Source organism: Roseibium denhamense (assembly GCF_009711415.1).
Taxonomy (GTDB): Bacteria; Pseudomonadota; Alphaproteobacteria; order Rhizobiales; family Stappiaceae; genus Roseibium; species Roseibium denhamense.
Genome location: NZ_SMLZ01000116.1, coordinates 290,064 through 301,378 on the forward strand (window position 1 = coordinate 290,064; position 11,315 = coordinate 301,378).

An 11,315-nucleotide genomic window follows, 5' to 3' on the forward strand; every position below is an offset into this window, starting at 1 on the left:
ATGAGCGATATTCTGGTTGAGACCGTTGCAAACAAACTGACAAGCGTCAGCTATGAAAGCCTGGAAAAGGCCATGCGGCTGACAAAAAGCTCCGGCCATCGCCATCTGGAGATTGTCCATTGGCTCTATTATCTGGTGCGCGACGACAACACCGATCTTGTTCATATTCTGCGCCATTTTGATATCGACCTTGGCGAGGTCGATGCAGATCTTCAGGCAACGATTGCCAAATTCAAGATCAACCAGACCGAACTTCCCGGCATGGCCGCCCCCTTTCAGGAAGCGTTGGAGCGGGCCTGGTTCGAGGGCACTCTCCGGTACGGTGATTACAAGATCCGCTCAGCCTACGTGCTGATGGCCGCCATGAGCGACAAGGGCACCTGGCGCCAGTTTCTGAGTTATTCTGACAAGTTTTCCGAGATAAACCGTGATCTCCTGGTCAAAAACCTGGATGCCATTGCAGGCGCCTCCGGAGAAACCAGAGCAAGGCCCGTGGATGGCTCCGGCCCCAAAGCCAGTCCCGCAGGCAGCGCCGACCCTTCAGAGGCGGGACCGGGAAGCGGCGCCGGTGAAGACGCATTGACCCAGTTCACCGTCGACTTCACGGCACGGGCACGGGCGGAAGAGTTTGACCCGATCGTCGGGCGGGATGATGAGATCCGGCAAGTGATCGACGTCCTGATGCGGCGGCGGCAAAACAATCCGATCCTCACCGGTGAAGCCGGGGTCGGCAAGACCGCAATCGTTGAGGGCTTTGCGCAAAAGATCGTCGCCGGAGACGTTCCACCTGCCCTTTTGGGCACAAGGTTATGCGCGCTCGATCTTGGTTTGCTGCAGGCCGGCGCCAGCATGAAGGGTGAATTCGAAAAACGCCTCCGGGCCGTCATCGACGCGGTTCACGCTTCAATCGTTCCAACCATCTTGTTCATCGACGAAGCCCATACACTTATTGGCGCTGGCGGTGCCGCTGGAACCGGGGATGCCGCCAACCTCTTGAAACCGGCACTTGCCCGCGGGACATTGCGGACCGTCGCAGCTACCACCTGGTCGGAATACCGGCAGCATTTTGAAAAGGACCCTGCACTGACCCGCCGGTTCCAGCCGGTGCAGGTGGATGAACCGGACGAAGAAAAATGTTTTGCAATGGTGCGTGGTTTGCTCGGACCGATGGAAGACCATCATCAGGTCCGGATCCTCGACAGCGCTGTCCGCTCGGCCGTATCACTGTCGCACAGATACATTCCGGCCCGCCAATTGCCGGACAAGGCCGTCAGTGTTCTGGACACGGCCTCCGCGCGGGTCAATATTTCCCAGGCGGCGCAACCGGCCAGATTGTCTGACCTTGTGGCCCGGAAAGGGTTTTTGGAAACCGAGCTCAAGGCGATCACCAACGACACCGAACTTGGCCTTGATCACGAAGAGCAGATCAACAGCGTGACAGCGGCTATCGGGCAAACAGAACAGGACATCGAAACCCTGCGCGCCGAATGGGAGCGCGAACGGAAACTGGTTGCGGAAATTCGCCGCTTGAACAAGGCGCTGACCGACCTGAAAGGCGGAGAGCCGGCTCCGCACCCGGAACCAGCGGAGATCGAAGACCCGGAGCATGACGGCCCTGCCCTTGTCCCCATCGATGACATCGAGCTGGATCTTGACGTGGATTTTTCAAGCGAGGACGCGATCCGGACAGCGCTTCATGACAAACGGGCGGCCCTTTCCGAAATCCCGGAAGACGACCGCATGGTTTATGCCTATGTGGATGATGAAGCCGTGGCCAGCATCATCTCGGACTGGACCGGGATCCCGGTTGGCCGGATGGTCCAGGACGAAATGCAGACGATCCTGAGCCTGACAGACAGCCTGAACAAGCGCGTCATCGGTCAATCGCACGGGCTCTCCATGATTGCAAAGCGCATTGAAACCAGCCGTGCGCAACTCGGAAACCCGAACAAACCCATCGGTGTTTTCATGCTGTGCGGCCCTTCAGGTGTCGGCAAGACAGAAACGGCACTCGCTCTTGCCGAGACCCTTTACGGCGGCGAAGACAGTCTCATTACGATCAACATGTCAGAATTCCAGGAAGCGCATTCGGTCTCGGGTTTGAAGGGGGCGCCTCCGGGTTATGTCGGCTATGGTGAAGGCGGCCGGCTGACCGAAGCCGTCCGCCGGAAGCCTTACTCCGTGGTCCTGCTTGATGAAGTGGAAAAGGCGCACCCGGACGTCCACGAGATCTTCTTCCAGGTCTTCGACAAGGGCTGGATGGAAGACGGCATGGGCCGGAAAATCGACTTCCGGAACACACTGATCCTCCTGACCTCGAATGTGGGAACCGATCTAATCATGCAAGCAGCCGCTCACATGCTTGACGCACCGGTCTCCAGCGATCCGGCATTGGCTGCGACCGATCCCAATGCACCCGATCCGGAAAAACTGGCGGAAGACCTGCGGCCAGCCCTTCTGGATGTGTTTCCGCCGGCGCTGCTCGGGCGGATCGTGACCATCCCCTATTATCCGCTCTCGCCGTCCATGCTCGGCTTTATCGTGAAGCTTCAGCTCAACAAGATCGTGAAACGGGTCAAGCAGAACCGCAACGCGGAGCTGACCTATGGCGATGATCTTGTCAGCCACATCGTCTCCCTTTGCCGGGACCCGGACAGTGGCGGCCGGATGATCGATAACATTTTGACAAATGACCTGTTGCCGAAATTGTCGCGCTCGTTCCTCACCGCCCAGATGAACGGAGAGGAACTCAACGCGGTCACACTCACGGCTGCAGAAAACGGGATCGAAATATCGGCTTGATCGTAATTGGTGCTGCCGTCCGGCATCGCGTTCCGATACCGGACCGCACGCCTTACGCCGCTTTCTTACGCGCGCGTGTTTCAGACATTTTTACGGTGATCGCGAGGCGGATGTCCGCCAAATGCAGCGTTTCATCAATCTTCGGCAGCTCGATCCGCAGATGATGGATCATGTGGGACAACAAGCCATAATTGTTGTTCCGCTTGGCTCCGAAATCGGCAATCTCCTGTTGGAGTACTTCGAGCTTTGCCCGATGGGTCTTCAAGCGGTTCCGGCTGGTCGCCAGCTTTTCCAATAACGTGCCATATTCTTTGCCGTAGGTCTGCACCTTGCCTTGCGCGCGCGTAAGGTCATGCCGGAAACTCGCCAATGCGTCGGACAGCTCTTCCGCCCATTTGATTGCTTCCGCTTCACTGTTGATCTGATTGGCAAACTTGATCCGCACGGTTTTCAAGGCATCGTCATTTCCGGCGGACGCCAGGAAAATTGCCTGCTCAAACGCCTTTCGGGACCCGTAGGACTGGCCGAGATAGTCGCGCTTCAAACGGGACAAATGCGCCGATGTCCGGCCCATATCCTCAGCCGTTTTCATCATCTGCTGATAGGAATCATAAGCGGCAACTGCGTTCTTGTAACACTCCAGAAGGTTCTCCAGCACATCAAGCAGTTTTGCAGCCGCTCCGAGCCGGTTGCTGCCGCGTGTCTGATGTTTCAAGGTGTTGATCACCTCCTCCAGGGTCTTCATCAGACCTTTGAGTGTTTTCACAACCGACGCAGCCTTTTCTGCAAGCTGCTGATAATCAATGCCGTCCTTCTTGTTCGGGTCGCTGAGGATCTTCATGTCGAAGGTGCCACCGATCAGATCTGCAAGCGCGCTGGTCTTCTCTCCGAGCAGTTTGAGCGATCCTTCAAGGGCCTTGCCGGTTGCCGCGACGCCATCCTTGCCGTCTTGCGCCCGTTTTCCCTCAATGAAGTCCTTTGAAGCGCTGAGGACGGTTTTGGTTCCACTCAGGAACTCCGAGGCAGCCTCGGTCCCGGGCAGGATTGCAAGAATTGCCTCGCAAAGTTTGCCAAGGGAACAAACACCGTGAATGGCGACGAGGTAGTAGCTGTTGTTCGACGCCTCCTCCATCCCGGTCATTTGTGCCTCTGTTCCCTTGATCAGGTTTCCATAGGCATCCTTCATGATGTTCGTGCTCTTGGACATGTCCTTGAGAACCGAAATCTGGCGCGGCGCCGTGCGCTCGATATCCAGCGCACCGCAGAGGTTCTTCTCCAGGACGCGGAGCCTGCAAAGCCAGCCCTGTGTGCTCTGCCGGGCATCGCGGGCAGCATCATAAATGTCGTTTGCCTTGATGCTGAGCAGGCCTTCTTCCTTGTCCATGGCTCCCGTCTCCGTGTTCGTGCCGAAAAACCGCACTGTGTATAAAAACTCTTCGAAAGCATTCCGCTCCGGCCCGGGCCAGAGTTTCACTACAAGACCGCTTGTTAGAGACTTCCGAACCGGCCTTGACCGCCGGTCATTCTCAAACGCGTTTTCCCGTTACCGTGCCATTGCACCCAAGCCTGATCGCCAGCCGTTGGTGGAACCGGCAACACCCAGGCCCGTTGACGTTAAGGAAGATTAGCGTAATTCGGACCTGCAATGTGGGATCAACATCACATTTTCAGCGATCCCGGCCGATTTACTGACCGAGAATGTTACTGGAGCGTGAGGATCTCTGAGATCAGGTTGCGGTAGGCCTTCAGGTCAGCGCGGGCAACGCTTTGCGGCGCATCGGCACCGGTTTCCATTTCAAAGGCGAGCGGGTCTTTGGGCTGGCCGTTTTGCCGGATTTCGAAATGCAGATGCGGCCCTGTCGACAAGCCGGTCGTCCCGACATAGCCGATAACATCTCCCGCCTGCACCACGGAGCCGAGCTGGATCCCGTCGCCATAGTCATGCAAGTGCGCATAGCGGCTGGTAATCCCGCCCTTGTGGGTAAGCTCGATGAAGTTTCCATATCCGCCGCGGACATCCCGATAGGTCACCTTTCCGGAAAAAGCCGCCCGGATCGGTGTTCCTGTCGGCGCTGCCCAATCCACGCCGGCATGCAGCCGTTCGATCTTCTTGATCGGGTGAAAACGCGGCCCGAATTTTGAGGTCAGCACGCCTTTGACCGGCACCAGCATCGCCCCTGACAGGCTGACCTGCCCGCCCTCATTCACGCAGGCAAAACCGCGGTTTCCAGGTGCTTTCAAGACGTAACAGCGGACCGACCATGCGTTTCCGCTGCGGATGCCAGCAAACAGAACCTTGCCGCCGCCGCGTTTGGTGTCCCGGGGTTCGCCCGTGAAAATCAGGGAAAACCGTTCATTTGGCCGGATGGCCCGCTTCAGGTCGGTCATTGGCGCCAGATAGGCAATCGCTTCGCCAACAATTGACGCGGGAACGGCGTTTCGAACGGCTGTCGCATAGAGCCCGTCGATCAAACGGTGGGTCTTGCCCCCCTCACCTTCGTCGGCAGCACTTGTCTCAACCCCTGGCGCAATCTCCTTTCCGAACCATGGATCGGCGCCCGCAACATAAGACGCGCCCTGAGGCGTCTTGGACAATGCGGCAGTGCCGACATATCCATCGCTGGCATAAAGTGAAAGCTGGGTGACCTGATAGTAATCGCCGAGACGGCCGAGCTGGTTCGGCAAACGCACGCCTCGCACTGCGATTTTATCGCCTGCGATCAAATCGCTCCGGCCAAACTCGGAGGCCGCATAGTCCATCAGGCTCTTCAGCTCCTTGTCATCAAACCCTTGCCCCGACAAAAACGATTTGAGCGTTGTGTTTTCCGCAATTTTTTCAGTGACTTCGATCCGGCTGGCGCCCTGTCCAATTGGCTTTTCGTTCAGATACAGGTTCAGTGTATTGATCGAGGGCCTTAAGAAGGTCGGCAGGGCAGATTTGGTGCTGCCAAGTTGGTCCGGGCTTTCGTTGGTTACATCAAGCGCGCCGCTATCGTCCCCGCCGCCGAAATTGCCGAACTGGAAGTCCGCCTCAGATCCCGGTGCGCGGATAACAAGATTTCCGGTCTCGTCCAGCATTTGACTGTCGAGCAGATACGCCTGCGCAGTGTTCGGCATGACCGCGTTCAAGTCACTCACGGTTGGCAGCGGCCGTTCGATGAGATCCACCCCGGTTCCAGCCGCCCCCTTCGTCAGGAGAACCGGATCGCCGGCCAATGGGATCACCGCGGACAATGCCATGTCGAAAAACGGATCTGACAAACCTGCCAGCTCTTCGTCCTCGGAAGCGCTGGCAGCACTTTCCTCTCTGCCAGACACGGCATCTGTTTCCGATGAGAGCGCGGCATCTTCCGGCGCGGCGGTTTCATCTTGTGAACCGGCGACTTCTGACGGTGCATCCGCTGCTGGAAGGGTTTCCGGTGCGGTGAACGCGATATCTCCGCGCGCAACCAGAAGCGCCAAACCTGCGCCCCCGCTACCAAGCAGAAGGCACAAAACCGCCAGTCCCGCATAGGTTTTCCAGGCGGATTTCGGCTTTGATGTGGCTCTTCCGCCCGCAACCGATATTTCACGGGCTGATTCTGGAGCGCGCGCCGCATTTGACTGGTTTGGATCTAGCGTATGGGCTGCCGATCGTGGATGCGCGCCAGACGGCCGGATGACAGTTTTGTCAAACTCCGGCCGGTTCCCGCCTGACGTGTTATTCCCCGTCGTCATTTCGCCCCAGAGATCCGTTTCCGCTCAAAGATCAAATGCTGCCACCGCCCATCAACGGATACGGCACGCTTCTGGCCCGCATCTGCAACGGCAAACCAGCCACCATTTGCAAGTGCTCATCTGTCCCGATGATGACGCAAAGAAACGGATAATGGTATAGCCCTGCCGTGGTTTCAGGCATTGAAGTTCGTCCAGAGCATGCCGGTGGCAGGTATTCCGTATGCCTTATCGCGGGATCTGCACAACGCGCGGACTTGTTTCGGCCTCAGTCCGCTCAGGCCGGGCCGGAGCGCCCTCCATAAACATGGCAGCGTCATCCAGGGTGTAGACGACGGTTTCCGTCGTCAGGCCGCGCAACTGCCCGCTCCATAGCCGCACCAGCGGGTAATCCTTCCCAAGGGGATCGGCAACCGGAGCGCTGAAGGCCAAACGAACGCTGTGATCCTTTGCGACCGATTCAATCCGGCTGGCGGTGTTCACGGTGGTGCCCATGACGGTGAAGGACCGGCGGTGTATTCCGCCTATGTCGCCAACGAGAACCGGTCCCCCGTTTAGCGCGATCCGAAGATCAAGACCGGATTGTCCGGTGATCCGCTTCAATTCGTCCAGCAAATGTATGATATCGCGTGCGGCCTCCACGGCGGCCCGTTCAGGGTGCGCCACCTTGTTGGGCGCGTTCCAGACCGCCATGATGGCATCGCCAATGTACTTGTCGATATAGCCCTCATGTTTGGTAATCACCTCACCGATGGCATCAAAGCAGGTGTTGACCACCCGGACCACCTCGTGATCCGGAAGCCGCTCCGACATTTTTGTGAATCCGACGATATCAATAAAGGCGACGATGACCGGCCGTGTTTCTCCGCCAAGTTCCGGAAGTTGCTCGGAAGTCGCCATCTGCTTGATGACGTCAGGGGCCAGATAGTGGCCGAACAAGCGGACCAGCGACCGTTCACGCCGCTGCAAGATGCCGACCTTACCCAATACCGCAAGACCAAGCGCCGAAACGGCGGCAACAGGCGCGACACCGGGAGGGACAAAATAGCCAGCCTCCAGGCCAACCAGCGTAATCGCCAGGCCTGCAGCGGCAAGCCCAATCGCAGCCAACGGCAAGATAATCAAAGCCAGAGCCAGCCCCGCCAGCGCACCTGCAACGGCAAACACAGCGGCTGCCAAATACAGGCTGGCGGCGGGCGGGTCGACTGCCGTCCGGTCGGACAGCGGAGCGCCAATCAGATCGGCCAGGATGAAAACACCTGCCGTTGCATACCGTAGAGGCGGGCGTCCGCTGTCACCGGTCTCCGCGTCCTCTAGACCCATCGATGGAAGGAAGCGGCCCGAGTACAAATGCTCGTCCTCATTGGGCAAAGTGCTGCCGAACAAGATGACGCGCCCGGCTGCAAATTCCTTCAGGCTTTCGCGGCCCTCTTCCGTCTCGGCAAGGCTCAGGACATCGATGAGCGACAGGTAGGGAACTGAAGTTGCCAAGCGCCGTTCAGGGACAGCGATATACCGGTCTTCCGCATTACCGCCAGCGGCATGAAGCAATGCATCGATGAATTTGGGCGATTGGGCGAGCGGGGAGCCGGGCGTGTGCCAGCGCACCACGCCATCACCGTCCGGCGTTACTTCGGCAAGGCGGACACCTTCAACGCCTGCGGCTGCGGAGATCGCCCTGTGGGGAACGCCTGTGGAGGTTTTCGCGACCACGATTTTCCCGCGGTTCTTGTACAAAAAGCCGAGAAAAGGCCGGTCAAACCCGCGGAGCGGCTGCTCCGCGGTTACCGGATCGGCGAAAGCATCCGCACTGAAGGCAAAAACGAAGTCATAACCCACGGCCAAGGCGCCCGCATCGAGGACCGCCTGCCCGGCCTCGGCCATCACGGGCGTCATGAAGACCCGGGGTACAGATGCCAATCTGTCGGAGGCAAGGGAGACACGATCGAGACCTACGACGGCCACGGGCTCCCGGACTGCTTCATCCGGCGCGCTGAACGCCGCACGGAGCTGGAGAAGCCGGTCGGACACCCAGCCTTCCCAAATCGCCCTTTGAGAATACAGTCCCAGGACCGTTCCAGCTGCCATCGCGGTCACCGCGATCAAGATCATGAGCTGGTTCCGGCCAAGGGTTGTACTCCCTTGTCCCGCACCAGATGTCATTTCACGATAACGACAGCAGTCTTACGTCCGACCGAAGTCGGATCAATCTTGAATTTGCGCATGACGACGCCGTAATCGGGCGCTTTGCCCTGCAAGAACAGCTCAACATCGACAGCTTCAGCTTCGTCTTCCCGGACCGGCATATCTGTCAGAATGCTGTTATCAAGGTCAAACCGTTTCGGTGATCCGCCTTCGAAGGAGACAAACACGGTGTCATATTGGTCGCGCAATTCGTCATCGAAGCGCAACATGATCGAGGCCGCCATTTTGTTGGCCGGTGTGATCCCGCGCAACGTGACGGTCAATCCTTTGTCCGCCGTTGCCGGATCGGTGCCGCTATCTGCTTGAAGACAGTTGCCATCGCGCAGGACCTCCTCTTCGCCGCCGTCGACGACATAACCTGAAGCCCCGAAGCTGACTGTGCCGGACTTGATCCGCACTTCCCGGCAAGCCGAGTAATCCAGAAGATCGATATGGCCGGAATTTCCAAGTTCGACCACATCGCCCGCTGCCAGTTCTGAAAATGCTGGAAACGAAACGCTCTCGGATTTGTCCAGCACGAGTGCCATGGGCTCGGCCCGTGCGGAAACGGCTGAAAGGGCCATAACACCCAAGGCAAAAGCAGCAAGACGGGGGATAGCCACCACACGCTGCTTTTGTAGCTTTGTAAACGCCAACTGGCTCATAATGAACTCCCGGATCAATGGTTTGACCGCAATTAAATAATGGACCGGTTACCCCGGTAGTGTAGCGTAATCTACCAGAAGATAACGGAATGAGTGTGGCCGTGATCACACTTAACTTGTTTTCCAAAAGGGAGAGCCGGAGGCCGTCAGACCGTCAAGCGCTGTTATCAGAGCACCGGGCGTCGCCCAAAGATGCTCGTACCCTCCGAAATCGATCTGCCTCGGGCTGGAAATCGGGTTCAATTCGCTGCCCGCTGATTTAGCCCGCGGGCTGCGTGTAGACGGCGGCAACACCGAGCCCGCTCGCCGACTTCGCAATCAAATCGCTGATCCTTGGCAGCAGCACCGGATCAAGGGGCTTGCCCTGCAGAGCGGTCAGAACCGACAGGAGTGCTGTCATGGGTTTCTCACTTTGAATGAGAAGAACATGATCAGCTCCGAACGGCTGGCCGGCCTTCAAGTTCAAGCCATAAGCCTTCCCGGCAATTGCCTTGGTGTCGCGCCCGAGCGGGTCTGCGCCCTTGTCGGGCGCCAGCACGCGCAATGATCCATCTGCCTCAAGGGCGATCACCGCCATATACCCGTCTTGCGCGGGCGTCAGTCCGACGGATAGTGCCGAGCCCTCCCGGATATGTCCAACCGATGGCCGTACTTCGCCTTCGATGGGAGGCAAATCCCGCGCGAGCGAATACAATTCCGCAAGAAGCAGCCATTTTGTAACGACACCGGCAAAATCATCGGCCGTGCGGGCGCGGCCTTCAAGCACGACATCCCCAAACCGGGTTAGCACATCGGCCGTCTCCACATCCCAGAAAAGATCGGACTGACTGTCCTCAACATGCTGCAGACGGTCGGAATGCGATTGCGCAAGCCGGGACAAGACTGGACCGGCTTCGGCTGTACTGGCTGAGATCGTCAGCACAGGAGAGCCATCGGCGAACAGATCAGTTTCGGCCTTCGGCAAGACGGCGGACCTTGAGCCGCCACCGATTGTCAGGCTTGGGGTTTGGCGGCCTTCGGTTGCCACCCGCACCGTTTCCTTGAGGAAGAGGGACAGTTCCTCCATTGATATCCCGCCGTCCCGGTCAAGATCGGCACGCCCTTCCACGCCCCTTGCAAATGCCCAGCTCAAAGCACCGCGCGGTTCGCCGCCAATGACCAATTCTGGAATAACCTGACCGTCGACTGTGGCCCCCACATAAACAACATTGGGCATATCCTGCGCTTCAGGCAATCCCTCCCCGCTCGAAGCTAGAACAGGATGGACCGGTGCGGAGCGCAGAACATCATCTTCAATGGGCGGAAGGCCGACAATCCTCGTTCCGAGCCGCGTAATGCGTGGATCGATTGAACGGGTCATTGTTCCTGAATGGCAGCTGTCGGCAAGAACGAGAACTGAGCGGTTTGCGGCAGCGGCCAGCATCCGGTTGAGATCATCATCGCGAATACGCTCACCGTTCTGAGGTGCGCTCATGCCGAAACCCGCCAGCAGAAACACTTCATCCAGTCCGTCCTGTTCAGACCCGGCCTGCCACTCCGCTTCCTGGGCGCCATGGCCCGCATAAGAGAGAACAAGAACATCATCAGGGCCCGATCGCTCGATCAGATCCTGCCAAGCGGTCAGAACGGCATTCCGGGTCGCGGCGCCATCGTAGAGTGTCGTGATGTCCTCAACACCGGCTGCAGAGAGTGTTGCAGCAATGTCCTTGGCATCGTTGACGGCACCCTGGAGAGGGCCAACATTTTCATAAGCGTCGATTCCAATCACCAGGCCGCGCCATTCGGCCGCTCGGGCAGGACCTGCGGTGATCCAAAGGGCCATGGCCAGGGACGCGGAAAGCCGCACCAGACGGGACACCCAGTGGCGAGTAGCTGCATTCATGTAATGGCCTTTCGGGTCCTCAATCAGCCCCAGCTGCCGCCGCCGCCGCCGCCCGGCCCATCGCTGCC

Annotated in this window: 7 protein-coding genes; 1 reads left to right on the forward strand and 6 read right to left on the reverse strand. The window is 58.5% G+C overall.

The annotated features are described in order from the left end of the window. Nucleotides 1–2,802 (forward strand): type VI secretion system ATPase TssH, encoded by a 2,802-nt coding sequence (gene tssH, locus E1180_RS21300; protein WP_155194645.1) that lies wholly within the window; start codon nucleotides 1–3, stop codon nucleotides 2,800–2,802. Nucleotides 2,803–2,854: 52 nt separating this feature from the next. Here tssH and E1180_RS21305 read toward each other — a convergent pair whose 3' ends face one another. The 6 genes from E1180_RS21305 to E1180_RS21325 all read right to left on the reverse strand — a co-directional run. Continuing rightward, nucleotides 2,855–4,276, reverse strand: a complete 1,422-nt coding sequence (locus E1180_RS21305) for a hypothetical protein (protein WP_155194647.1) — start codon at nucleotides 4,274–4,276, stop codon at nucleotides 2,855–2,857. A gap of 227 nt (nucleotides 4,277–4,503) precedes the next feature. After that, complete coding sequence (locus E1180_RS21310; protein WP_155194649.1) at nucleotides 4,504–6,519, reverse strand: M23 family metallopeptidase; 2,016 nt, start codon at nucleotides 6,517–6,519, stop codon at nucleotides 4,504–4,506. A 31-nt stretch (nucleotides 6,520–6,550) separates the two neighbouring features. Further along, nucleotides 6,551–6,700 carry a hypothetical protein gene (locus E1180_RS22080; RefSeq protein ID WP_196220673.1) on the reverse strand — a complete coding sequence of 50 codons (150 nt, stop codon included), beginning with the start codon at nucleotides 6,698–6,700 and terminating at the stop codon, nucleotides 6,551–6,553. A gap of 44 nt (nucleotides 6,701–6,744) precedes the next feature. Then, complete coding sequence (locus E1180_RS21315; RefSeq protein ID WP_208997290.1) at nucleotides 6,745–8,628, reverse strand: adenylate/guanylate cyclase domain-containing protein; 1,884 nt, start codon at nucleotides 8,626–8,628, stop codon at nucleotides 6,745–6,747. Between the two features lie 47 nt (nucleotides 8,629–8,675). Next, a complete protein-coding gene (locus tag E1180_RS21320; RefSeq protein ID WP_208997291.1) occupies nucleotides 8,676–9,365 on the reverse strand; it encodes a hypothetical protein in 690 nt (229 codons plus the stop codon). Nucleotides 9,366–9,624: 259 nt separating this feature from the next. Then, nucleotides 9,625–11,315 (reverse strand): caspase family protein (locus tag E1180_RS21325; RefSeq protein ID WP_208997292.1); only part of this gene is annotated, 1,691 nt, incomplete at its 5' end.

What these genes read in the sequence shown, in the direction of transcription:
- tssH (WP_155194645.1), top strand. Translation starts at nt 1, where the DNA reads ATGAGCGATATTCTGGTTGAGACCGTTGCAAACAAACTGACAAGCGTC.
- E1180_RS21310 (WP_155194649.1), bottom strand. Translation starts at nt 6,519, where the DNA reads ATGACGACGGGGAATAACACGTCAGGCGGGAACCGGCCGGAGTTTGAC.
- E1180_RS22080 (WP_196220673.1), bottom strand. Translation starts at nt 6,700, where the DNA reads ATGCCTGAAACCACGGCAGGGCTATACCATTATCCGTTTCTTTGCGTC.
- E1180_RS21315 (WP_208997290.1), bottom strand. Translation starts at nt 8,628, where the DNA reads ATGATCTTGATCGCGGTGACCGCGATGGCAGCTGGAACGGTCCTGGGA.
- E1180_RS21320 (WP_208997291.1), bottom strand. Translation starts at nt 9,365, where the DNA reads ATGAGCCAGTTGGCGTTTACAAAGCTACAAAAGCAGCGTGTGGTGGCT.